Annotated in this window: 22 protein-coding genes; 11 read left to right on the top strand and 11 right to left on the bottom strand. The window is 64.4% G+C overall.

The window, feature by feature from the left end:
* Positions 1 to 118 precede the first annotated feature (118 nt).
* Positions 119 to 1,717 carry a glutamine-hydrolyzing GMP synthase gene (gene guaA / locus GA0061099_RS15330; protein WP_036022575.1) on the bottom strand — a complete coding sequence of 533 codons (1,599 nt, stop codon included), beginning with the start codon at positions 1,715 to 1,717 and terminating at the stop codon, positions 119 to 121.
* A 260-nt stretch (positions 1,718 to 1,977) separates the two neighbouring features.
* Here guaA and GA0061099_RS15325 point away from each other — a divergent pair, with 260 nt between their 5' ends.
* A complete protein-coding gene (locus GA0061099_RS15325) occupies positions 1,978 to 2,310 on the top strand; it encodes a DHCW motif cupin fold protein (RefSeq protein WP_036022573.1) in 333 nt (110 codons plus the stop codon).
* Positions 2,311 to 2,573: 263 nt separating this feature from the next.
* Positions 2,574 to 2,783 carry a cold-shock protein gene (locus tag GA0061099_RS15320; protein WP_008141931.1) on the top strand — a complete coding sequence of 70 codons (210 nt, stop codon included), beginning with the start codon at positions 2,574 to 2,576 and terminating at the stop codon, positions 2,781 to 2,783.
* Between the two features lie 205 nt (positions 2,784 to 2,988).
* Here GA0061099_RS15320 and GA0061099_RS15315 read toward each other — a convergent pair whose 3' ends face one another.
* Complete coding sequence (locus tag GA0061099_RS15315; protein ID WP_074447869.1) at positions 2,989 to 4,290, bottom strand: RsmB/NOP family class I SAM-dependent RNA methyltransferase; 1,302 nt, start codon at positions 4,288 to 4,290, stop codon at positions 2,989 to 2,991.
* A gap of 28 nt (positions 4,291 to 4,318) precedes the next feature.
* Positions 4,319 to 4,741, bottom strand: coding sequence for an MAPEG family protein (locus GA0061099_RS15310; protein WP_036000992.1), 423 nt, complete (start codon positions 4,739 to 4,741; stop codon positions 4,319 to 4,321).
* Positions 4,742 to 4,894: 153 nt separating this feature from the next.
* On the opposite strand from GA0061099_RS15310, the gene GA0061099_RS15305 reads away from it, so the two are divergent.
* The 3 genes from GA0061099_RS15305 (at position 4,895) to GA0061099_RS15295 (ending at position 7,154) form a co-directional block, all read left to right on the top strand.
* A complete protein-coding gene (locus tag GA0061099_RS15305; protein ID WP_036022568.1) occupies positions 4,895 to 5,509 on the top strand; it encodes a hypothetical protein in 615 nt (204 codons plus the stop codon).
* A gap of 69 nt (positions 5,510 to 5,578) precedes the next feature.
* On the top strand, positions 5,579 to 6,421 hold the full coding sequence (locus GA0061099_RS15300; protein WP_036022565.1) for a metallophosphoesterase family protein: 843 nt from the start codon (positions 5,579 to 5,581) through the stop codon (positions 6,419 to 6,421).
* A gap of 202 nt (positions 6,422 to 6,623) precedes the next feature.
* Complete coding sequence (locus GA0061099_RS15295; protein ID WP_050995857.1) at positions 6,624 to 7,154, top strand: DUF992 domain-containing protein; 531 nt, start codon at positions 6,624 to 6,626, stop codon at positions 7,152 to 7,154.
* 18 nt (positions 7,155 to 7,172) lie between these two features.
* Here GA0061099_RS15295 and GA0061099_RS15290 read toward each other — a convergent pair whose 3' ends face one another.
* The gene (locus GA0061099_RS15290) at positions 7,173 to 8,114 is read right to left on the bottom strand and encodes an alpha/beta fold hydrolase (RefSeq protein WP_036022562.1); all 942 of its coding nucleotides are present in this window, start codon (positions 8,112 to 8,114) and stop codon (positions 7,173 to 7,175) included.
* Between the two features lie 230 nt (positions 8,115 to 8,344).
* Here GA0061099_RS15290 and GA0061099_RS15285 point away from each other — a divergent pair, with 230 nt between their 5' ends.
* Positions 8,345 to 8,941 (top strand): phasin family protein, encoded by a 597-nt coding sequence (locus GA0061099_RS15285; protein ID WP_036001015.1) that lies wholly within the window; start codon positions 8,345 to 8,347, stop codon positions 8,939 to 8,941.
* Positions 8,942 to 9,114: 173 nt separating this feature from the next.
* Here the strand turns inward: GA0061099_RS15285 and GA0061099_RS15280 are convergent, their stop codons facing one another.
* The 3 genes from GA0061099_RS15280 to GA0061099_RS15270 form a co-directional block, all read right to left on the bottom strand.
* On the bottom strand, positions 9,115 to 9,408 hold the full coding sequence (locus GA0061099_RS15280) for a hypothetical protein (protein ID WP_036022561.1): 294 nt from the start codon (positions 9,406 to 9,408) through the stop codon (positions 9,115 to 9,117).
* 256 nt (positions 9,409 to 9,664) lie between these two features.
* Entirely contained in the window at positions 9,665 to 10,687 is a 1,023-nt protein-coding gene (locus tag GA0061099_RS15275) for an NADP-dependent oxidoreductase (RefSeq protein WP_036022559.1), read from the bottom strand.
* A gap of 186 nt (positions 10,688 to 10,873) precedes the next feature.
* On the bottom strand, positions 10,874 to 12,439 hold the full coding sequence (locus tag GA0061099_RS15270; protein WP_074447938.1) for a winged helix-turn-helix domain-containing protein: 1,566 nt from the start codon (positions 12,437 to 12,439) through the stop codon (positions 10,874 to 10,876).
* Between the two features lie 195 nt (positions 12,440 to 12,634).
* Between GA0061099_RS15270 and GA0061099_RS15265 the strand changes: the two genes are divergently transcribed.
* The 3 genes from GA0061099_RS15265 to GA0061099_RS15255 are packed head-to-tail and all read left to right on the top strand — an operon-like array spanning position 12,635 to position 14,918.
* Positions 12,635 to 13,405, top strand: a complete 771-nt coding sequence (locus GA0061099_RS15265) for an SDR family oxidoreductase (protein ID WP_050995855.1) — start codon at positions 12,635 to 12,637, stop codon at positions 13,403 to 13,405.
* Positions 13,402 to 14,223, top strand: coding sequence for an alpha/beta fold hydrolase (locus tag GA0061099_RS15260; protein WP_036022549.1), 822 nt, complete (start codon positions 13,402 to 13,404; stop codon positions 14,221 to 14,223). The genes GA0061099_RS15265 and GA0061099_RS15260 overlap by 4 nt, the downstream gene beginning before the upstream one ends.
* A gap of 47 nt (positions 14,224 to 14,270) precedes the next feature.
* On the top strand, positions 14,271 to 14,918 hold the full coding sequence (locus tag GA0061099_RS15255; protein WP_036022547.1) for an HD domain-containing protein: 648 nt from the start codon (positions 14,271 to 14,273) through the stop codon (positions 14,916 to 14,918).
* Positions 14,919 to 15,047: 129 nt separating this feature from the next.
* Here GA0061099_RS15255 and guaB read toward each other — a convergent pair whose 3' ends face one another.
* A complete protein-coding gene (gene guaB, locus GA0061099_RS15250) occupies positions 15,048 to 16,541 on the bottom strand; it encodes an IMP dehydrogenase (protein ID WP_036022544.1) in 1,494 nt (497 codons plus the stop codon).
* 453 nt (positions 16,542 to 16,994) lie between these two features.
* Between guaB and GA0061099_RS15245 the strand changes: the two genes are divergently transcribed.
* The gene (locus GA0061099_RS15245) at positions 16,995 to 18,485 is read left to right on the top strand and encodes an MDR family MFS transporter (RefSeq protein WP_036022541.1); all 1,491 of its coding nucleotides are present in this window, start codon (positions 16,995 to 16,997) and stop codon (positions 18,483 to 18,485) included.
* 148 nt (positions 18,486 to 18,633) lie between these two features.
* Here GA0061099_RS15245 and GA0061099_RS15240 read toward each other — a convergent pair whose 3' ends face one another.
* Both GA0061099_RS15240 and GA0061099_RS15235 read right to left on the bottom strand, forming a co-directional pair.
* Positions 18,634 to 19,320, bottom strand: coding sequence for an RlmE family RNA methyltransferase (locus GA0061099_RS15240; protein ID WP_036022539.1), 687 nt, complete (start codon positions 19,318 to 19,320; stop codon positions 18,634 to 18,636).
* A 2-nt stretch (positions 19,321 to 19,322) separates the two neighbouring features.
* Positions 19,323 to 20,396 carry a Ppx/GppA phosphatase family protein gene (locus tag GA0061099_RS15235; RefSeq protein ID WP_036001035.1) on the bottom strand — a complete coding sequence of 358 codons (1,074 nt, stop codon included), beginning with the start codon at positions 20,394 to 20,396 and terminating at the stop codon, positions 19,323 to 19,325.
* A gap of 210 nt (positions 20,397 to 20,606) precedes the next feature.
* Between GA0061099_RS15235 and GA0061099_RS15230 the strand changes: the two genes are divergently transcribed.
* Entirely contained in the window at positions 20,607 to 22,979 is a 2,373-nt protein-coding gene (locus GA0061099_RS15230) for a xanthine dehydrogenase family protein molybdopterin-binding subunit (RefSeq protein ID WP_036022537.1), read from the top strand.
* Between the two features lie 170 nt (positions 22,980 to 23,149).
* Here GA0061099_RS15230 and GA0061099_RS15225 read toward each other — a convergent pair whose 3' ends face one another.
* Entirely contained in the window at positions 23,150 to 23,950 is an 801-nt protein-coding gene (locus GA0061099_RS15225; protein WP_036022534.1) for a hotdog family protein, read from the bottom strand.
* Between the last annotated feature and the right edge of the window lie 23 nt (positions 23,951 to 23,973).

Raw genomic sequence — 23,973 nt, 5'->3', positions numbered from 1 at the left:
CAGCGACGCGAGTCTTGCCGGCGCTCGCAAGCACCAGCTTGAAAACGAAGAAGCCCGCATCTCTGCGGGCGTTCCAGGGTTTCACCTTTCTGGTTTCGGGCCGTGCCAACCAACCAGATCACTCCCACTCGATCGTCCCTGGCGGCTTGCTGGTCACATCATACACCACGCGGTTCACGCCCTTCACCTCGTTGATGATGCGCGTCGCGGTCTCCCCTAAGAACTTCATGTCGAACTGGTAGAAGTCCGCGGTCATTCCGTCGGTCGAGGTCACCGCGCGCAGGCCAACGACGTAATCGTAAGTGCGGCCGTCGCCCATGACGCCGACGGTCTTTACCGGGAGCAGCACCGCAAAAGCCTGCCAGATCTCGTCGTAGAGGCCGTGCTTCCTGATCTGGTCGATGTAGACGGCGTCCGCCTTGCGCAGGATGTCGAGCTTGTCCCTGGTGATCTCGCCGGGGCAGCGGATGGCAAGGCCCGGACCCGGGAACGGGTGGCGGCCGACGAAGATTTCGGGGAGGCCGAGCTCGCGCCCGAGCTTGCGCACCTCGTCCTTGAACAGCTCGCGCAGGGGCTCGACGAGCATCATGTTCATGCGTTCGGGCAGGCCGCCAACATTGTGGTGCGACTTGATGGTGACGGAAGGTCCGCCGGTGAAGGAGACGCTCTCGATCACATCAGGATAGAGCGTGCCTTGCGCCAGGAAATCGGCGCCGCCGATCTTCTTGGCCTCAGCCTCGAACACCTCGATGAAGAGGCGGCCGATGGTCTTGCGCTTGGCTTCGGGGTCGGTGACGCCCTCTAACTCGCCGAGGAATTGCTTGGAGGCGTCCACGTGCACGAGCGGGATGTTGTAATGGTGGCGGAAGAGGTCGACGACCTGCTCGGCCTCGTTGAGGCGCATCAAGCCGTGATCGACGAACACACAGGTCAGCTGATCGCCAATGGCCTCGTGGATCAAGACGGCCGCAACGGCCGAATCGACGCCGCCGGAGAGGCCGCAGATCACCCTGCCCTTGCCGACCTGCTGGCGGATCTTTGCAATCTCCTCCTCGCGGAAGGCGCGCATGGTCCAGTCGCCGGTGAGGCCGGCGATCTTGCGCACGAAGTTGCGGATGAGCTTTGCGCCGTCGGGCGTGTGCACCACTTCGGGGTGGAACATCAGGCCGTAATATTTGCGCTTCTCATCCTGGATGATTGCGAAGGGCGCGTTCGGCGAGGTGCCGGCGACGGAGAAGCCCGGCGGCATCCTGGTGATGCGGTCGCCATGGCTCATCCAGACCTGGTTCTTGCTGCCTGACGACCAGACGTCTGCGAACAGCTGGCTCTCGGCCTTCACCTCGACATCGGCGCGGCCGAATTCGCGATGATGGCCGCCCTCGACCTCGCCCCCTAACTGGGCCGCCATGGTCATCTGGCCGTAGCAGATGCCCATCACCGGCACGCCGGAATCGAAGATGAGTTGCGGGGCGCGGGGTGAGCCGGCTTCATGCACCGACTCGGGGCCGCCGGAGAGGATCACCGCTTTCGGCTTCATCTCCTCGAAGGCGGCTTCCGCCTTGTTGAACGGGACGATCTCGCAATAGACGCCGTCCTCGCGCACGCGACGCGCGATCAGCTGCGTCACCTGGCTGCCGAAGTCGACGATGAGAATCTTGTCGTGCGCCGAGGCCACCGAGGGCGTCGACGCGGAGCGGTCGTTCTGTGCTGCTGTCATGGCCAGCCAATACGCTGGCGGCGCGCGGGCCGCAACCGCGGTGGTGGAGCGCCCACATGCTTCTTTGGGCATGGACACGAGGCGCTTAGGTAAGTAATATTTACCTAATTTGTTCAACGCAAACGTCGTCGCAACGCTAACGAGCGCTCCAAGAAAAAGCGGCCACATCGGGGCGACGATCAACGCCTCGCGCCCGCAATGACGGAGGCAACAGCGTGCGCTAACAAAAGCGGCGCCGGCTCCGAGACAGGATCGCCCCCATGAAACTCCCCACCTCCCCCTTCACCGTCACCGACTGGAGCAAGGTTGAGCCGACCACGCATCCCGGCGAGAGCGGCGAGGCCACATGGCGCACGCTCAACATCGGCGAACTCCGCGTGCGGATGGTGGAGTACTCGCCGGGCTATCTCGCCGATCACTGGTGCGATCGCGGCCACGTGCTCTATGTGCTGACGGGCGAGCTCGACTCTGAGTTGCGCGACGGGCGCAAATTCAAGCTCACGGCGGGGATGAGCTACCAGGTATCGGACTTCGGCGACGCCGCGCACCGGTCCTCGACGACGACGGGGGCGACGCTCTTCATCGTCGACTGAAGCGCGCCGACGGTTAATTTGCACCGCGAAATAGCAAAGTGGCGGGACGTTTCGGGCCACGGGTGGTGCCTTGAAGTGGCCCCAAATTCTCGCTATATTGTGATCATCGATACTTGGCCGAACGACTGGGCCGCTTCGCTTCGTTGCTGACGGGCGCGCACGCTTCAGATGAATTCTCCAAACATCGACTCATCAGGGACTATGGGCGCAATGCTGCGTACCGGTCTGCGTGCGTACCTCTCTAACTAAACAAGGAAATTCCCATGGCTATGGGCACCGTGAAGTGGTTCAACACCCAAAAGGGTTATGGTTTCATCCAGCCGGATGACGGCCAGAAGGACGTGTTCGTTCACATCAGCGCCGTCGAGCGCGCTGGCCTCTCCTCCCTCAACGAGGGTCAGAAGGTCTCGTTCGACATCGTCGCCGACCGCCGCAGCGGCAAGTCGTCGGCTGACAATCTCCGCGTCGGCTAACGCCCTCGCACCGTTCTGACCGCGGACGTACCGGCAGAACGTTGGAACTCGAAAGCCCCGCGACCGGGATCGGTCTGCGGGGCTTTTGTTTTTGATGTCATTCCGGGGCGCCCGCAGGGCGAACCCGGAATCCATGGACCCGCGGAGACCGCCGCACGATGGATTCCGGGCTCGCGCTACGCGCGCCCCGGAATGACAACGTCGATCAGCCGGTCTTTTTCAGCACCGACACGAAAAACCCATCCGTCCCGGTCCGGCGCGGCGTCATCAGCCAGCCCTCGGCTGACTGCAGCGCAGCCTCGCCAAAGGCTTCCGCCTTGTCCCAGAGCACGCTTGCGGTCTGCTCGGGCGGGACAACCGAGAACTCGCCATGTCGGCCGACGAACGCCCTCACCTGCTCGCCGTTCTCCTCCGCCAGCACCGAGCAGGTGATGTAGGCGATGCGGCCGCCCGGCTTGACCAGCGGAACCGCGCGCTCCAGCACCTCGGCCTGGTCACGCAGGCGGATCTCCAGCGCACCGGGGCGCATCCGCCATTTGGCATCGGGGTTGCGGCGCCAAGTGCCGGTTCCGGTGCAGGGCGCGTCGATCACGACGAGGTCGGCGGTGCTGCGGATGTCGGCAAGCGAATCGGCCTCGCCCTTGGGCGTGCGGATGTCGGCGTTGTGGACGCCGGCGCGCGACAGCCGCTCATGGATCGGCGCGAGCTGGCGCTTGTCACGGTCGGTTGCGATCAGCCGACCCTTGCCCTGTATCAGGGCGGCCAGCGCCAGCGTCTTGCCGCCGGCGCCGGCGCAGAGATCGATCACCTGCTCGCCGGGTTTTGCCGCGGTAAACTGGGCCGCAAGCTGCGATCCCTCATCCTGCACTTCAATCGCGCCCTTGATGAAATCCTCCTCCGCCTGGATGCCGGGGTTGCGCGCATCGGCCGAAAGCTCGATGCGCAGGCCGGTTGCGGACCAGGGCGTCGGTTTTGCATGAAGATGAGAAAGCGCCTTCAGCGCCTTGTCGCGGTTGGATTTTAGCGTGTTGACGCGCAGGTCCAGCGGCGCCCGGCTCGCCATCGCGGCCGCCTCCGCGGCGCGATCCTCGCCGAACACTTTTGCAAGGTGCGGGTCGAGCCATTCCGGGTAGTCGCCGGCGACGGCGGCAGGTGCGTCCTGGAGGGAGCGCGAGGCGAGCGCAGCCTGCTCGGCCTCGGTCAGCGGCGCCGGCGCAAAGCGGCTGCCGTCGAACAAGGCGCCCATGGTCGCCGTGTCCATTTTGCGCTCGAGGCGGAGCATGCCGATCAGCCGGGCCCGCGCGGTATCGGAATCCATCAGCCAGGCGCTCGAGGCGTAGCGGCGCAGCACATCCCAGACGAGGCCGGCGATGGCCGCGCGGTCGCCGGAACCGGCGAAGCGGTGCGCGGTGCCCCACTCCTTCAGCGCCTTCGCCGCGGGCACGCGGTCCCTCTCGATGGTGTAGATCAGTTCGATGGCTGCGGACAGCCGGGCAGCAGGGGTCATTCGCGTTCTTTCAAGTGGTGCGCAGCGCCTAGATCAGCAGCAAAAGCTTCAGCGCGAAGTAAATCCACATCGCGAGCAGCACCAGCACGCCGGCGAGCCAGACCGTGGAGCGGCGGCCGAGATCGTTGGAGGAAACGAACACGCCGGCATGGGCAAAGCGCGTCACCACGAACACCCAGGACATCAGCACGATGAAGAGATCGGCGCGGCGCAAGGGCAATGCCAGCGCAATCAGGACATAGAACAGCACCGGCAGCTCGAACTGGTTGCGGTAGCAATTGGCGATTTGTGTGGCGCCCTTCGGCCAGTTTGGCTCGCCGAGCGCAATGTCACGGATCTTGGTCTCGCCGGAGACCAAGGTCTTGCGGCGCGCCAGGACCATGCCGATCAGCAGCGCGAAGGTGAGAGCGACCTGCACGAAGACCGGCAGCAGGACCATTTGAACGGACATCGGAACTTTCCCGGGAGGCGAAATGCCGCCGACGTCATTAGCCGCGACTTTTGGCGCTGACAATGAACGACTTGAACCGGCATTCCCGCTTCCCCGACCAACCCCAGATTGTTGAAGCGATTTCGGCCCCTTGGGCCCCGAGGCGAGACAGCCATGAATTCCTTGTCCAGCTTGTTCAGCGAAGCCGCCACGGGCCAGCTCGGCATCATGATGTCGGCGCTGTCCGGGATTGCAGCCGCGCTCGCGGTCGCGCTGGCCATGACGGTCTACTTCCGCCTGAGCTATCGAACCTGGCGCGACGTCGCCCGGCATGGCCTGGCGACCTTGGCCGCGCTCGCGCTGTTCGCCTTTGCCGCCTACGACATGCGTCACGCGGCGCTCGCCTATCTCGGTCTCAACCCCTCCAAGCCTGCCGTCGAGTTCGAGATCCGCATGCCCCGGGAGATGCTGGCGGCGGTGGGCGACAGCCAGATCGAGCTGCACACCGACCGCAACCAGACATTGGCGCTGGTGGACGGCGTGCGCGACCTCTCGGACGGCCGGGCCGTGCTGCGCGGCGCAGTGGTGCTCAACCACCGCACGGCCGATCGCGTTCTGTTCGTGAACCTCTCAGGCAAGGGCGTCTTCGAGTTCCGCCTCCGCCTGCCGGCCGAGCCGCATCGCTCCGGCCAGTTCGGCCCCTGGCACCTCGCCGACCGCATCGCTTCCCCGCTCGCCGCTGCCGTCGCCCCGCAGGACGGCTACAGCATCCGCTATCGCGTGCTTTAAACTTTGTTCGTTGCGATCCATGCCCGGCCCGTCATCGTTCCGACGCGCGGCGACGGGTAGGATGATCGCATGCCCGAATTTCGTCTCACGCAGATTTCCGACACCCATCTCGGCCGGCGCTTTCCCGGCCTGATCGCCAACTTCCATCGCATCAGCGAGCACATCGGCGCCGGCAGACCCGATCTCGTCGTCAACACCGGCGACGTCTCATTCGACGGGCCGACCAGCCGCGACGACCTTGAATTCGCGAAAGGCCTGCACGACGCCCTGCCGGTCACCTGCCGCTATCTCCCCGGCAATCACGATATCGGGGACAATCCGACCGCGATCGGGCCGGCGCCGAAGCCGCCGGTCAGCGAGACGCACCGCCAGCAGTTCTGCGACATCATCGGCGAAGATCATTGGGTGTTTGACGCCGCGGGCTGGCGCTTCATCGGCCTCAATTCGCTGGTGATGAATTCGGACCTCGCCTTCGAGGCCGAGCAGCTCGACTGGCTGTCTCAGGAAATCTCGCGCGTGAACGGCAGGCCGGTCGCGCTGTTCCTGCACAAGCCGCTGTTCCTCAACCTGCCCGACGACGCCGAGACGCCGGAGACGTCGATCCGCTACGTGCCGCAGCCGGCGCGGGCGCGGCTGATCGAGATGTTCGGCAAGGTCGACCTGCGTCTCATCGCCAGCGGGCACGTGCACCAGCGCCGCGACTTCACCTTCCGCCACACCCGCCACGTCTGGGCGCCGTCAGCGGGCTTCGTCGTCAACGATCAGCGCCAGGACCGGATCGCGATCAAGGAAGTCGGCCTGGTCGAATACCGCTTCCAGGCCGACAGTCTCGAGGTCCGCCACATCAGGGCGGCCGGCCAGGTCGATGTCGATATCGAGGAGCTGCTCATCCAGATGGGCGACGGGCACTGATAAAATCGGCTGCGTGCAGTAGGCGCGCTTGATGTCCGCCTGTCACTCAACACCTAGCGCAGAGCCGGACACGCGTGCTCCACATCCCGACCCCGTAAGCGAGGCCTGTCTAGTGGTTCTGGAGCTTCGGCTTGCGACCAACAGGAACATCGCTGGCTCCGCGCGCATTGAAGGACGATCAGACTACGTCGATGGAGGCCCCATGACCAGGACAACGCTGAATGAAGCGAGGCTGACCAATTTGGCCACGGCTTGCGCGGCCTTGGCACTCGTCCTCACGATGGTTCCGGCAACGGCGCAGGAGGCTGGGCGCTCGAGAGTCGGCACACTCACGTGCAACATATCGCCCGGAGTCGGCATGATTGTTGCGGGACAACGGCAGCTGAGCTGCATCTATGCATCGGCACGAGGCAGGGCGCGCGAGGCTTACGAAGGCACCGTCAGCACGCTTGGTCTGGACATAGGAGCCACGTCCGGCGGTCAGCTCGTTTGGACCGTGTTTGCGCCAACGACAGTTCGCCGGGCAGCCTTGGCCGGAACTTATGCGGGCGCGACCGCCGGCGGCACTGTCGGCGCCGGAGTTGGTGCCAACCTCCTGGTGGGCGGCTCGGATCGTACGATCGCCTTGCAGCCGGTGTCCGTCCAGGCGCAGACAGGTGTGAACGTCGCAGCAGGCATATCAAGAATGGAATTGCGGCCGGTTGCAGCGCCTGCACGCGGCAAGGCGCAGTGACGGCCGTCGCTGCCGATCTCAGGAGTTCGTCATTGAGTTGACGACCTCCACGATGGCGGCGGGGTCTGCGTACGTGACCATATGCCCGGCATTTGGAACAAGGTGAAGATCGGACCGAGGCAGTGCTTGATGTAAATCCTGCGCTTGTCTGAATTCGATCACTTGGTCCTCTGTTCCGTGGAATATCTGCACTCGCTCGCCGATGGCTGGATAATAAGCTTGGAATTGTGTTGCAGTTGGAATGAGGAGTGCACTTTCCTCCGCAGCCGCCCTCAACTGTGTGGGCCTGAGCACCAAAGACGCTGGAAATTCATTCCTGAACGTCTGCGGGACAGAACGGGGCGCAAAGATCTTGCGGAGAGCTCCTGGCAGGACGGCCCACGAAACGATCGGCGCGACAGTGTAACTGACCAGGTCGCCCAGGACCGGTATGGCTGGACCTGACATCAGCCACACGTCCAATCGGCCGGTCGGGAAATAGTACCCTGACGCAAGCACAAGACCCTGGGTCGGATAATCCTTTCGCACGGCGAGAGCGATAGCGACCAAGGCGCCCCAAGAATGGCCGAGCACAACCGGATTGCGGATTCCAAGTTGATTGAGCGCCTTCGCCAGCAGAGCGGCTTGAGCTGCCGCGGTCCATATTCGGAGCCGCGGCCGCTGACTATAGCCAAAGCCTGGGCGATCGAAGCACACCACGCGATTGGTGCGGGCAAGAAGATCGACCAGACCGCTGATCGTGAAGTCCTGGATCATGGATCCGTTGCCATGGAGCAGCACGACGCAAGGAGCGGCCGGATCCCCTCGATCGACATAGTGGAGCACTACGCCGTCGCATTCGAGGAACTTGCCGATTGGTGGATTCCTCCACTCGGCCAGTTTGGAGAAGCCGATGTTACCGACGACGAGAAGCGCCAATAACAAGGCAGCGATGAGCAACACGGTTTCAGCGGTGGTCATTACTGACCCTTGATGATCGAGGGTATGAACATGAGACCCGCGGTGCCAAGCAAGTGAACCAATCCATGGAGTAATTGGAAGTTGAGGCGCTCGTTCCTGCGCGCGATCGCGGAGGATTGATTAAAAATCACGTGCCCCGGAACGGTCGAGAAATGCCCACGTTGGCCGCTAAGGATCGCACCTGTGACGGAGAGGATCCGACGTCACCAACAATAACCAAGGAGCAACAGATGGCTAATCCACGCCAGGAGGAAAAGTCTACGCAAAGCCCTGAGGACACAATGCGCCGCGCCGCCGAAAGGACCGCTGAGCAAACCAGACGGATCGGCTTAGCTACCGCTGAGGCCAGCGAGGAGGTGGCCCAAGCCAGCAGTCACCTGCTGCAACAGAATGCCGAGATGTTGCAAAACAGTTGGCGCTTCGGCGTCGACATGGCCACTGTGATGTTGGGCCGGTCTGCTGATCAGCTTGGTCGCACGTTCGGTGTGACGGGCAATGAAACGGAGCAGGCAACAGAACGATCGGTCCGCAACGCTGAAGCAATCATGTACTCTACAACCGCGGTCGTCAAAGGAATGAACGGCGTCTCACGCGAGTACTTCGATTTCGTTCGACAGCAGATCGAGAGGACCATGGACCGTATGAATGAACTCTGGCGCTGCCGAACTCCGCAGGATTTGGCGGCTGTGCAGACCGATCTGATGCGCGATTCGATCAGAAGCGCCCTCGATACCAGCCGCCGGATGGCGGACATGTCTTTGAAGGTGGCTGACGATGCAGGAAACCATATTACTCAGAGTATCGAACGCATGCGGCACGCCGCCTAAAGCGCGACGCGATTAAGAGAATCGTCATCGCCCTTTGGGTTACTGTTTGAGCATCAGCTTTTCGGAAAACCGCCACCCACTTTTCCGAATCATGCTGTAGCGCACTGTCACAGCCATGGCGCACATGTGCGGCTGAACCTCAGCCGCTCTTGTGTTGCGGCCTCGCGAAAGACTCAAGCCACGCTTTTGAGATCCTGCTGGATCGCGGCGAGCAGCGATTGCAGCGCAGCGCTGTTCACCGGCTTGGCCTCGGTGCCGGCTGGCTGAGCAGCGTGGCGCTGCGCAGCTTTCACGGGACGCTTCGGGAATGGCGGAGGCGCAGGCATTGCGGCCGGGGCGAATTCGCCCTCGTCCTCGGCGTGAACGAACTTGCCATGGATGACGTCGTCGCGACGGCCCATGATGAACATGGTCGCCCAATAGCCGACGGCCAGGAGGATGACGCAGAAAATACCAATCTCTAACATCGCAGCACCTAAAATATGCGCGATGATTCAATGCCTTCGTGCGGCCGTCAATGAACCGGCGGTCACACCTGCGGCTTTTGCGGACAGGTGTGACCATTTGGTGACTCTTTGTTAACTATCCCCACGCGGCGTGTGCCCGCGGGGCCACGTAAGGCCCAGTCCCTGTCGCCTAAAGCGCGATGAATGCGCTCGCGCTTTAGGTTGTTGTTTTGGCATGATCTTCCGGAAAACCGCTTCGCACTTTTCCGGATCATGCCTAGGCCTTGTCCGGCCCGACCCGGACCAGCTGCTTGCCGAAATTGGCCCCCTTCAGCAGGCCTATGAAGGCGCCGGGGGCGCTTTCCAGGCCCTCGGTGACGAACTCCTTGTACTTTACCTTGCCGTCGCGAACCCAGCCGGACATGTCGCGCAGGAAGTCGCCGTGGCGGGCGGCGAAGTCGGAGACGATGAAGCCGCGGAAGGTCAGCCGCTTGGTCAGCGTGGCGCGCATCAGGCTGGCGGCCCATTTCGGCGGCTTGGCCTCGGTGTCGTTGTAATGGGCGATCAGGCCGCACACCGGCACGCGCGCAAACGGGTTGAGCAGCGGGAACACCGCCTCGAACACCGCACCGCCGACATTCTCGAAATAGACGTCGATGCCCTTTGGGCAGGCTTCCTTCAGCTTGGCGGCGAGATCGGGATCGCGGTGATCGATGCAGGCATCGAAACCGAGCTCCTTCACGACGTAGTCGCACTTGTCCTTGCCGCCGGCGATGCCGACCGCGCGGGCGCCCTTGATCTTGGCAATCTGCCCCACCGCCGAGCCGACCGCGCCGGACGCACCGGCAACGACGACGGTCTCGCCCTGTTGCGGCTTGCCGATGTCGAGCAGGCCCGTATAGGCGGTCATGCCGGGCATGCCGAGCACACCGATCGAGGTCGAGATCGGCCCGAGCTTGGGATCGACCTTGATCAGGCCCTTGCCGTTCGAGATCGCATGAGTCTGCCAGCCCGAGCGGATGCGCACGATGTCGCCGACCGCGAAATCGGGATTGTTGGACGCCGCGACCTCGCTGACCGCCTCGCCCTCCATCACGCCGCCGACCGGCACCGGAGCTGCGTAGGACGGCCCCTCGCTCATGCGCCCGCGCATATAGGGATCGAGCGACAGCCAGATCGTGCGCAGCAGGACTTCGCCCTGCCCTGGCGTCGGAACGGCGAATTCCTCCAAACGGAAATCAGACGGCTTGGGTTCGCCGACGGGACGCGCGGCGAGAACGATGCGTTTGGCTTGGGCCATGGCTTCCTCCTTTTGTCTTTCGATACGGACGGAAGCGGAGGCAGCGAGGCGCGTCAACACAAAAGCGGTGAGCGGTTGGCCCCTCGGAGCCGAGGGCGCGTCGGCGTCGATTCAAGGCCTATCGCCGATCAAGCCTGTTCAGATCTGTTGTCGCCGTTTCCAGCACTTGTGCCGACACGGCGTCCTTCATTCGGGTAGCCCGGCCATCCGCATGCCCTCCGAGGCGAGCGCGAAATCCTGCGGGCGGCGGACAAGCAGCCAATCGTCCAAAACGCCGACCCGTAAAGTCGGATCCAGCCTGCGAACGTGGGCCATCGCTTCTCGGGCGTCGTCCATCCGCCCGGCCAGCGCATGGCTCGCCGCCATGAAGGCGGCCACCCGCAGGACGTTCGGCATCTGCCGCGACGCCCGCTGCAGTGACGCCACCGCCTCGTCGAAGCGGCGGCAATACAGATGTCCCATCGCGATCCCGGTCTGCATCTGAAATATCTCGGGGTCGAGCGGGCTGAGCCGCATGGCGCGACTGAAATAGTCGATCGCGCTGTCGTGTTCGCCCATCGAGATTCGTTGATACCCGCCGAGATACCAGATCGTCGACGAATTCGGATTGAGCACCAGCGCGCGGTCTACATGGGCGACGCAGGTGTCCAGATCGCCGCCGAAATGGGGCCATGCGTGGCCGCCACGGCACAATGCAACTGCGTCGTTCTTGTTCAGCGTCACCGCGCGCTGGCACAACCGCGCCGCCTCGGCGCCATCGGCGGCGCGGTCTGCGAGCCAGCGATTCATCTTGCGCCAGTAAAAGCACCACGCCGCCATGCCATAAGCCGCAGCAAAGTCCGGATCGCGATCGATCGCCCCGTAGAACAGTGGCAACGCCGCATCGATTCCGTCGCGGGTCGCGGTGTGGAATTGCGCCAGCCCGCGGAGATAATAGTCGTAGGCATCGAGGCTTTCGGTCGGTTTGCGCTTGGCGCGTTCGATTTCGGCGAGTTCGAGCTGCGGCGCAATCGCGCCGACGACGCTGGCGGTGATCTGGTCCTGCAGTTCGAAGATGTCGTCCATCGCGCTCTCGAACCGCTCAGCCCACAGATGAGCGCCGGTAGAGGCGTCGATCAATTGTCCGGTGATGCGCACGCGGCCAGCGGAGCGGCGCACGCTGCCTTCCAGCACGTAGCGTACGCCCAGTTCGCGGCCAATTTGCTTCACATCGACCGCGCGGCCCTTGTAGGTGAAGCTGGAATTGCGGGCGATCACGAACAGCCAACGGATTCGCGACAGACCGAAGATGATGTCTTCGACGACGCCGTCGGCGAAGTAGTCCTGAGCGGCGTCCCCGCTCAGGTTCAGAAACGGCAGCACAGCGATCGAGGGCCGGTCGGGCAGGTCGAGCGCGGCAACCGGCTTCTCCGCCGACGGCACGATCGCGATACGCTGATCGGCCGCTACGTGCACCTCGCCGACAAAGCGGAACCCCTTGCGCGGAACGGTTCGAATCAGCCGCTGCCCCTCTCCACTGTCTTCCAGCGCCTTGCGCACAGCGTTGATGTGGCTGGCCAGCGTCGATTCCGAGACGATCCGCCCGCCCCAGACCGTGTCGAACAGATCATTCTTGCTGACGACGTGGTCGCGGTTGCGCACCAGATACAGCAGCAGATCGAAAGCCTGCGGCGTGAGGCTGACCGCCCCGGAGTCCCGCCGCAGCTCCCGCCGGTCCTCATCGAGGACATAGGCTTCGAAGGTGAACCGCACCACAGAGACCCTGATTGAAACCCGAGCGGCATCCCGCTCTCGGCGCACGACAGCCGATGCTGCTGCGCCCTGTTTGGACGAAACTGCAGGCAGATTTCAAGCGAAAACCAAGGGCGCTGCACGTCCATACCAAGGTCTTGGGCCGGATTCCGGCGCATCCTGCCGCCTCTGGAGCGAATGAGACGCGAGGGCACAATGAAGATCGTGGTGATCGGCGGCAGCGGCCTGATCGGAAGCAATGTGGTGCGCAGGCTTCAGGCCAAAGGCCACGAGGTGGTCGCGGCCTCGCCCTCCTCCGGCGTCAACACATTGACCCGCGAGGGCCTCGCCGAAGCAGTCGACGGTGCACAAGTCGTAATCGACGTCTCGAATTCGCCCGCCTTCGACGACAAGACCGCGATGGATTTTTTCCGGACCTCGGGCCGCAACCTGTTGGCGGCCGAAACCGCCGCCGAGGTGAAGCATCATCTCGCGCTGTCGGTGGTGGGTACCGACCGACTGCAGACGAGCGGCTATTTTCGCGCAAAGCTTGTGCAAGAGGAGCTCATCCAAGCATCAAGCCTTCCATACACCATCCTGCGCGCGACCCAGTTCTTCGAATTCATCGACGCGATCATCGCAGGCGGCGCCGAGGGCGACGTGATCCGGCTGTCGCCTGCGCATCTCCAGCCCGTCGCTGCCGACGACGTCGCGGCCACACTGACCGAATTGGCGCTTGGTCCGCCTCGCAACCGCATAATCGAGATCGCTGGTCCCGAAAGGCGTGGCCTCGATGAGTTTGCACAGCAGGTTCTGGCCGCCAGGGGCGACACACGCCGAGTGATCCCCGATATCCGGGCGGACTATTTCGGCCTGCCCCTGAACGATCAGTCGCTGACGCCGGGCGACGAGCCACAGCTCGGGCGGACCCGGCTCGCCGACTGGCTCCACAACCCTCTCCTCACCCCAAAGGACGCAAAACGATGAGCACGATCACCACCAAGGACGGCACCGAGATCTATTACAAGGACTGGGGCCAAGGCCCCGTCGTGACCTTCTCGCACGGCTGGCCGCTGAATGCAGACGCCTGGGACGGCCAGATGCTGTTCCTTGCCCAGCACGGCTTTCGCGTCGTCGCGCACGACCGGCGCGGTCATGGTCGCTCCAGCCAGGCCTCGGAGCACAACGACATGAACGGCTATGCGGACGATCTCGCCGCGGTGATCGAAGCGCTTGATTTACGCGACGCCACGCTGATCGGCCATTCCACCGGCGGTGGCGAGGTCGCACGCTATATCGGCCGCCATGGTACCGGTCGCGTCGCCAAGGCGGTACTGATCGCGGCGGTGCCGCCGATCATGCTGAAGACCGAAGCCAACCCGGAGGGACTTCCGATCGAGGTGTTCGACGCCATTCGTGCAGGCGTCGCCGGCGACCGGTCGCAATACTACAAGGATCTGGCGATTGCCTTCTACGGCGCAAACCGGCCTGGTGCAAAAGTCTCGCAGGGCACGCTCGACCAGTTTTGGCTGTGGAGCATGCAGGCAGGCGCCAAGAATGCCTATGAGAGTGTCAAAGCCTTTTCGGAAACTGATTTCACCGAGGATCTGAAGAAGTTCGATGTGCCGACCCTGGTCCTGCACGGCGAGGACGACCAGATCGTGCCGGTCAAGGACTCCGCGCGCAAATCGGCGAAGCTCATCAAGGGCGCCAAAGACGTCTACTACCCGGGGGCCCCGCACGGCCTGACGGCCACCCATCAGGATCAGATCAACGCCGAGCTGCTGAAATTCATCCGGAGCTAGCGATCTCGTTCACCTGAATTGCAGATCTCAACGAGAAAGACAGCAGCATGGACAAACCTGCCCACCGCACCCTCGCGGGCGTCGTCGTTCCCGACACTCCCATAGTCGATGCCGCAATCGAACATGCGCGGCAGCACTGCGCCCCGTATCTGTTCAACCACGTCGTCCGCTCGTGGCTGTTCGCGGCAAGGCTCGGACAATTGCAGAACGTGGTGCACGATGAGGAGGTGCTCGCGGTCGGCACCCTGCTGCACGACATCACGCTGAATGAAAGCTTCGCCGGACCTCGCCGCTTCGAGGTCGAAGGCGCGGACCTGGCGCGGCACTTTGCCGCCGAGCGCGGCTTCGACCGGCGCCGCGCCCAGCTGATCTGGGACAGCGTCGCGCTGAACTCGACCCCGTCGATCGCTCTCTACAAAGAGAGCGAGGTTGCACTCGCCACAGCCGGCATCTGCTTCGACGTCATCGGGCTGCAATACGACGTTATTCCCGCCGCCGAAGTGTCGCGGATCGTCGCCGAATTCCCGCGAATGCAGATCAAGCGGCAATTCCGCCGCTGCTTCTGCCATATTGCAAGCACTAGGCCGGAAACAAGCTACGACAATTTCATCCGGGATTTCGGCGAACGCTTTGTCGAAGGATACAGCGCGCCTTCGGTGGTTGATCTGGTGGATGCAGCGCCATTCGCCGAGTAGGATTGCATCTCAACCTTACCTGAGCGACCGCGACGACGAGCTTATCCGAAATCCGGTCGCGGGCCGCTCCGGTCGAACCAAGCACGGCAGTATCTTATCGCGCGCAAAACGCGCGCGCGACCGAAGCGCCTAACCCCCGCCCGGATAGTTCGGGCTCTCGCGCGTGATGGTGACGTCGTGGACGTGGCTTTCGCGCAAGCCCGCACCGGTGATGCGGACGAACTGGGCCTTGTCGTGCAGCTCCTTCATGTCGCGTGCGCCGACATAGCCCATCGCGGCGCGCAAGCCGCCGGCGAGCTGGTGCATGACGTTGCCGACCGGGCCCTTGTAGGGCACCTGCCCCTCGATGCCCTCGGGCACGAGCTTGAGCGTGTCCTTGATGTCCTGCTGGAAGTAGCGGTCGGCAGATCCCCGCGCCATCGCGCCGACCGAACCCATGCCGCGATAGGCCTTGTAGGAACGGCCCTGCCACAAAAACACTTCGCCGGGCGTCTCGTCGGTGCCGGCGAGCAGCGAGCCGACCATGGCAATGTCGGCGCCGGCCGCGAGCGCTTTCGCAAGGTCGCCGGAATATTTGATGCCACCGTCGGCGATGACGGGGATGTCGGCCTTCTTCGCCGCTTCGACCGCATCCATGATCGCGGTGAGCTGGGGCACGCCGACGCCGGCGACGATGCGCGTGGTGCAGATCGAGCCCGGGCCGATGCCGACCTTGATGCAATCCGCGCCCGCATCGATCAGCGCCTGCGCGCCTTCCTTGGTGGCGACGTTGCCGGCGACGACCTGCACCGAATTGGACAGGCGCTTGATGCGGTTCACCGCCTGCAGCACGTGACGGGAATGGCCGTGCGCGGTGTCGACGACGACAAGGTCGACGCCGGCATCGATCAGCCGCTCGGTGCGCTCGAAGCCGGTATCGCCGACCGTGGTGGCGGCAGCGACGCGAAGACGCCCCTGCCCGTCCTTGCAGGCGAGCGGATGAGCAACCGCCTTCTCCATGTCCTTCACGGTGATGAGCCCGACGCAGCGATATTGATCGTCGACCACCAGCAGCTTCTCGATGCGGTGCTGGTGCAGCATCCGCCGCGCCTCATCCTGGTTGACATTCTCACGGACCGTGACGAGCCCTTCACGGGTCATCAGCTCGGAGACTTTTTGCCGGCGGTCGGTGGCAAAGCGCACGTCGCGGTTGGTGAGGATGCCGACCAGCTTGCCGGGCGTGTTCTTGCCGGCGCCGGTGACGACGGGAATGCCGGAGATGCCGTGATCGCTCATCAGCTTGAGCGCGTCGTCGAGCGTGGCGTCGGGGCTGATGGTGAGCGGGTTCACCACCATGCCGGACTCGTAGCGCTTGACCTGCCGCACCTGGGCGGCCTGCCCTTCGGGATCGAAATTGCGGTGGATGACGCCAAGGCCGCCGGCCTGCGCCATGGCGATCGCCATGCGGGCCTCGGTGACGGTGTCCATGGCCGAGGCCATGATCGGGATGTTGAGCGGAATGGCGCGGGTGACGCGAGAGCGAATGTCGACCTCGCCCGGCATGACGTCGGACAGGCCCGGCTTCAACAGCACGTCGTCGAACGTAAAGGCTTCGCGGATGCCCTGAAGTTGCACCGTGGCCATCTGCCAACTCCTTCCTGCGGCCCTGCCGCAAATGGTAATGGATGAGCGCCGCCCTCGGCGTCCCTTGCGGCAACGCCTTGAGAATCGGAGCCCATCGGTGGGGTTGACGCGGGTCGATAGCACGGCCGCGTGACGAATCAAAGCAATTCGGGCCGCTGGCCAGCCATGCACAGGGGTTTTTTGGCCGATTCAGCGGGGTTGGGCTCGGTACGCCGTCCCTCCACCGGTCATTCCGGGGCGCGACGAAGTCGCGAGCCCGAAATCCATCGCGTAGCGGATGCTGCGGTCCGATGGATTCCGGGTTCGCGCCAAGTGGGCGCGCCCCGGAATGACGAAAGACGGTCACACCGTTGTTACGCGGGATTTAGGTACCATGCATGGATCCGCAATGGTCGGCGGCGGACGGCGGTGATAAGCCGCAACTCCACTCCTCCTTCCGATTTCATTGCCCTCATGGTCGACAAGCAACGCGTCATTCCGCTGATCGTGGCCACGGCTCTCTTTATGGAGAACATGGATTCGACCGTGATCGCCACCTCGCTGCCGGCGATCGCGGCCGACATCGGCACCAGCCCGCTGACGCTGAAGCTCGCGATCACCTCCTATCTGCTGTCGCTCGCGGTGTTCATTCCGGCGAGCGGCTGGACCGCCGACCGGTTCGGCGCGCGGATGGTGTTCGCGATCGCCGTCGGGGTGTTCATGGTCGGCTCGGTCGGCTGCGCGCTCTCGACCTCGATCACCGATTTCGTGTTCGCGCGGATCCTGCAGGGAATGGGCGGGGCGATGATGACGCCGGTGGGACGCCTCGTGCTGCTGCGCTCTGTCGACAAGAGCGCGCTGGTCAACGCCATGGCCTGGGTCACCGTCCCTGCCCTGATCGGCCCGGTGATCGGCCCGCCGCTCGGCGGCTTCATCACGACCTATGCGTCCTGGCACTGGATCTTCCTGATCAACATCCCGATCGGGCTGCTCGGGATCTTCATGGCGCTGAAGTACATCGACCCGATCAAGAGCGAGGAACGCGAGCCGTTCGATCTCTACGGCATGGTGCTCTCTGGGCTGGGGCTCGCAGGCATCGCCTTCGGCCTTTCCGTCGCCGGCCTCAACCTGCTGCCGTGGAGCACCGTCGCCGCGTTGATCGTGGGCGGTGCGATCTCGATGACGCTCTACGTCATCCATGCGCGGCGGACCGGATCGCCGGTGCTGGACTTCTCGCTCCTGAAGCTGCCGACGCTGCGCGCCGCCGTGTTCGGCGGCTTCCTGTTCCGGCTCGGCATCGGCGCGCTGCCGTTCCTGCTGCCGCTCCTGATGCAGATCGGCTTCGGCCTGTCGCCGTTCCATTCCGGCCTCGTCACCTTTGCCTCCTCGCTCGGGGCGATGGGCATGAAGACGCTGGCGGCGCGCATCATCCGCACCTTCGGCTTCCGCAATTTAATGACGGTGAACGCGATCGTCAGCGCGTTCTTTCTCGGCGTCTGTGCGCTGTTCACGGTGACGACGCCGCTGCTCATCATCATGGTGATCCTGGTGGTCGGCGGCTTCTTCCGCTCGCTGCAGTTCACTGCGATCAACACGGTCGCCTATGCCGACGTCGAGACCGCGCAGATGAGCCGCGCCACCACCCTCGTTAGCGTCAACCAGCAGCTCGCGATCTCGGCCGGCGTCGCCGTCGGCGCGGCCTGTGTCGAGACCACGATGTGGTTCAGCCATGTCAGCGAGCTCAACGCCACGGTGTTCGCGCCCGCCTTCGTCGTAGTCGCGCTGACCTCGGCGGCCTCGAGCTGGTTCTTCTGGCAGATGCCTGCGGACGCCGGCCACGAGATTTCTGGACGCAAGGCGGTGGAGATCGCGAGCCGCAAGGGCGCCGGCAAGGGTGCGGAGAAGGCCGCGGTCAAGGCGGCATCCGAGGATACGCAGGACGTGCGGGATCAGCGGCTGGGGTGAATACCTCCTCGGTCATTCCGGGGCGATGCGCAGCATCGAACTATGATGCGCAATTGCGCATCTGAGAATCCATCGCACCGCGGAACGCGTCGAGACATGGATTCCGGGCTCGCCTCTTCGAGGCGCCCCGGAATGACGGAGTGCGAGGCTACGCCGCTCCCCCGCCGCGAAATCCCGTCGCCAGCACGTAGCGTTCCGAGGAATCCTGCCGGCTCGCCGCCGGCTTGACGTGACGCACGGTGGCGAAGTCGCGCTTGAGCTGGGCCAGCAGCTCAGCATCGGCGCCGCTCTGGAACGTTTTCGCCAGGAACGTGCCGCCGGGTTTGAGCACGTCGCAGGCAAAGGCCGCCGCCGTCTCGACCAGGCCGACGATGCGGAGCTGGTCGGTCTTGCGGTGGCCGGTGGTGTTGGCGGCCATGTCGGACATCACGACGTCGGCCTTGCCGCCCAGCATCGCGGTGAGCTTCTCCGGCGCGTCGTTGTCCATGAAGTCGAGCTGCGCGAAATCCACGCCCGGAATCTCGGGCATCTCCAACAGATCGATGGCGACGACCTTGCCCTTGCCTTCCAATGATCCGACGCGCTTGGCGGCGATCTGGCTCCAGCCGCCGGGCGCCGCGCCGAGATCGACCACGGCCATGCCAGGCTTCAGAAGCCGGAACTTGTCGTCGATCTCCAGCAGCTTGAACGCGGCGCGGGAGCGATAGCCCGCCGCCTTGGCTTTGGCGACGTAGGGATCGTTGAGCTGCCGCTCCAGCCACAGCTTCGACGACAATTTGCGCTTGCCGCCGGTCTTGACCTGAACGTGCAAGCGGCCGGTAGTGTCCTTGGCCATACTCACCAGCTCCTGAGCGCGCCGTCCTCGCGCATCATCTCGACCAGCATGCCCTCGCGCAAGCCGCGGTCGGCGACGCGCAGGCGCGGCAGCGGAAAGGCGCGGCGGATAGCGTCGAGGATGGCGCAGCCCGCCAGGACGAGATCGGCGCGCTCGACGCTGATGCAGCTGTTGGCGGCACGCTCCTCGTAGCTCATGCCGAGCAGCTTGTTGATGGTCGCGGTGATGTCGGCATCGTTCATCCAGATGCTGTCGATGCGGCGGCGGTCATAGCGCGCGAGGTTGAGATGGATGCCGGCCAGCGTCGTCACCGTGCCCGACGTGCCGAGCAGGTGCATGTCGGCGAGATCGCGGCCGTGCTCCTCGGCGAATGGCGCGACGTGGCTTGCGACCTCCTGCTCCATGGCGGCATAGATCTCTGGCGTGACGTCGCGTCCGCCGAACTGCTCAGCGAGCGTGACCACACCATAGGGAATCGACATCCAGGCTTTTATGCGCGGCTCCGGATTGGTGGCGTCGCGCTCGATCCGCACCAGCTCGGTGGAGCCGCCGCCGATGTCGAACAGGATCGCGCCCCGCCCCCTGGGGTCGACCAGCGGCGAGCAACCCAGCACGGCGAGCGCGGCCTCGGTCTCGCGGTCGATCACCTCGAGCTCGATGCCGGTCTCGGCCGCAACGCGGCTGCGGAAACCTTCCGCGTTCGAAGCCGCGCGGCAGGCTTCGGTCGCGATCAGCCGCAGCCGACGCGCCTTCCGCAGATTGATCTTGTCGCGGCAGATGCTGAGCGCGGCGATGGCGCGCTCGATCGCGGCGTCGCTAATGCACCCCGTCGCCGAGACGCCCTCCCCGAGCCGGATGATGCGCGAGAAGGAATCGACCACACGAAAGCCGTCCTGAGTCGGACAGGCGATCAGCAGCCTGCAATTGTTGGTGCCGAGGTCCAGCGCCGCATAGACGCCGGTTCCCGGCGCCTGCGCGCCGACGGCCGGATTGGTGGCCAATGCCACCGCCGCCATCGACCCCTCCAGCTCGCTATGCGGCGCATGGCCGTCGCGGAGCCGCGTGTGGTCATTCATACAAACTGTCTTTCCGCGGCCGGTCGGGCCGGTCTGGAATTGATTATTCGCCTGAAACATTAGCAGCGCGGCAGGCCTGCGCAACAACGCATCACATGGGACCATGTCCAATCGTGCGTTGTCGTGAACGGGGGTGGTGGGTTATTTGAGGGAGTCCGGTGCTCCGCTGCCGCGAAAATGCGCAAATGCCGGCTTTTCAGGTCAATTCCCATGCAAGAACACACCAAATCGTCGACGCTCGAGAACGCTATTGCACTGCAAAAGTATGGCGTCGGGCAACCGGTCCGCCGCAAGGAGGATGACACGCTGGTGCGCGGCAAGGGCCGCTACACCGACGATTTCAACCTGCCGAACCAGGCCCATGCCGTAGTCGTCCGCTCGACCCATGCCCATGGCATCATCCGCAGCATCGGCCTCGATGCCGCCAAGGCCATGCCGGGCGTGCTGGGGGCGTGGTCCGGGAAGGATCTTGATGCCGCCGGCTATGGCCCCTTCACCTGCGGCCTGCCGCTGAAGAGCCGCGACGGCTCGCCCCTGCTCCAGACCAACCGCCAGCCCCTGGCGACCGACAAGGTCCGCTTCGTCGGCGATCCCGTCGCCTTCGTGGTGGCCGAGACGCTGGCTCAGGCGCGCGACGCGGCCGAGGCGGTCGAGCTCGACATCGAGCCGCTGCCGGCGGTGACGGACCCGGAGCAAGCCGCCAAGCCCGGCGCGCCGCAGCTCTATGACCACATTCCTGGTAACGTCGCGCTCGACTACCACTATGGCGACATGGACAAGGTGAACGCCGCCTTCGCCAGCGCCGCTCATGTGACCAAGCTCGACATCGAGAACACCCGCGTTGCCGTGGTCTCGATGGAGCCGCGCGTGGGGCTTGCCTCCTACGACAAGAAGACCGAGCGCTACACGCTTCAGGTGCCGACGCAGGGCGTTGCCGGCAACCGCGCCAACCTCGCCAACAACCTGAAGGTGCCGAACGAGAACGTGCGCATTCTCACCGCCAATGTCGGCGGCTCCTTCGGCATGAAGAACATCAACTATCCCGAGTACATGTGCATTCTGTATGCGGCGAAGGCACTGGGACGCCCGGTGAAGTGGCTGGACGAGCGCTCCACCAGCTTCCTCTCCGACAGCCACGGCCGCGCCCAGAAGATCCACGCCGAGCTCGCGCTCGATGCCGAGGGGCAGTTCCTCGCGGCAAAGCTGTCCGGCTACGGCAATCTCGGCGCCTACATCACCGGCGTCGCGCCGGGGCCGCTTTCGCTCAATACCGGCAAGAACTTCTCCAGCGTCTATCGCACGCCGCTGATGGCGGTCGACATCAAGGTGGTGCTCACCAACACCACGCTGATGGGGGCCTATCGCGGCGCCGGCCGGCCCGAGGCGAACTATTACATGGAGCGGCTGATCGACCGCGCCGCCGACGAGATGGGCATCAACCGGCTGACCTTGCGCAAGCGCAACTTCATCAAGCCGAACCAGATCCCGTTCGCGGCGTCGTCCGGCGTCACATATGACAGCGGCGACTTCCAGGCCGTGTTCAACAAGGCGCTCGAAATCTCCGACCACGAGAACTTCGCCAAGCGCAAGAAGGAGAGCAAGAAGGCCGGCAAGCTGCGCGGCATCGCGGTCGGCTCCTATCTCGAAGTCACCGCGCCGCCGAGCCCCGAGCTCGGCAAGATCGTGTTCGATCGTGACGGCACCGTGCAGCTCATCACCGGCACGCTCGATTACGGCCAGGGCCATGCCACGCCGTTCGCGCAGGTGCTGTGCGAGCAGCTCGGCGTCCCCTTCGAGAGCGTCAAGCTCGTGCAGGGTGACAGCGATATCGTCCACACCGGCAACGGCACCGGCGGCTCACGCTCGATCACTGCGACCGGCCAGGCCATCGTGGGGGCCGCAAAACTCGTCATCGAGAAAGGCAAGCGCGCCGCCGCGCACATGCTGGAAGCATCCGAAGCCGACATCGAGTTTGCCGACGGCAGCTTTACGATCGCCGGCACCGATCGCAGCATCGACATCATGGAGCTCGCCAAGCGTCTGCATGACGGCAAGGTGCCGGAGGGCGTGCCTGATAGCCTCGATGTCGACCATACCAGCGAACCGGTCGCCTCGGCGTTCCCGAACGGCTGCCACGTCGCCGAGGTCGAGATCGACCCGGACACCGGCGTAGTGCAGATCGTGCGCTACAGCGCGGTCAACGATTTCGGCACGGTGATCAACCCGATGCTGGTCGCGGGCCAGCTCCATGGCGGCGTGGTCCAGGGCATCGGCCAGGCGCTGATGGAGCACATCCGCTACGACGAGAGCGGCCAGCCGATCACGGGTTCGCTGATGGACTACGCGCTGCCCCGCGCGGAGGACGTCCCCAACATGACGGTCGGCGACCACCCGGTGCCCGCCACCACCAATCCGCTCGGCAGCAAGGGCTGCGGCGAAGCCGGCTGCGCCGGCAGCCTGTCGACGGTGGTGAACGCGGTGCTCGACGCGCTGTCGGAGTACGGCATCAAGCACATCGACATGCCGCTGACCCCCGAGCGGGTGTGGCGCGCGATCCAGGAGGCGAAGGCCAAGGCGGCGTAAGGGGCACTGTCGTCGCCACAAACTCTACTGTCATCGCCCGGCTTGACTGGGCGATCCAGTACTCCGAGACGGCAGCGATTGACCGAGAAGCTGCGGCGTACTGGATTCCCCGCCTTCGCGGGGAATGACGACGTCCTTGATTGACGGGCGTGGGCTTTCCCAACTGTCCGCTACGCCGCCGCCTGCTCGCGCGGCTGGTAGATCGCGGTGTGCTGGCAATGCGCGAGCGGCGTCGTGCCGTTGGCGACGACCAGCGCGTCGAACTCGACGAAGCGGTGGCCCTTCTTCTCGTAATTCGCAGTGACCTTGGCCCGCGCCGTGATCTCGTCGCCGGCGCGCGCGGCTGACAGCAGCTGCATGCGGCTGCCGACGTGGATCCATGGGCCTAGAATGGTGTTGTCCACCAGCACGCGGTTCATGACGCGCTGAATCAGGCCGGGATGGCCGAGCCCCTCGCGGGCAAAAATCGGATCGGCCTCCCTGACGTCAGTGAGATAATCGGCCGCATCCTGCCCGGCCCACCGGCGCGGCGTCGTGCCCAGCCATTTGCCCAGCTCGAATGTCGCAGGACTGACAGGCTTGCGCTCGGCGGCGGCGGGGACTTCGAGATACTCGCTCAACGACAATGCCGGCACCACCGCCGGCAGCGACGCCGTTCCCGTGGCACACAGCTCGGTGCGACTGAACACCTCGATGGTCAGCAGGCCGTTGTGCTCGGTGGCATCGACATCGGCGGTCTCGCCGTCATAGACCGGCTTGATGAAGCGGGCCTCGACCAGCCCGCGAGACAGGAAATCGCGGCCCCACCGCGCGATCGGCACGTGCATCATGTAGGCGAAGACATCGACGCCGGGGACCAGACCGCCGGAAAAGCCGAAGCGGCGGGCCACATTGTCATCGTGCATCTTGTTTTCGGACTGCTCGGCGGTGTTGTAGGCCTCGACGCGGTAGGTTTCGAGCCGGTTCGGCATGGGGCATCTTCCCTGTATTCTTG

Origin of the sequence: Bradyrhizobium yuanmingense (assembly GCF_900094575.1) — a bacterium.
GTDB lineage: Bacteria > Pseudomonadota > Alphaproteobacteria > Rhizobiales > Xanthobacteraceae > Bradyrhizobium > Bradyrhizobium yuanmingense.
This window is presented reverse-complemented; position numbering and strand designations above follow the sequence as displayed.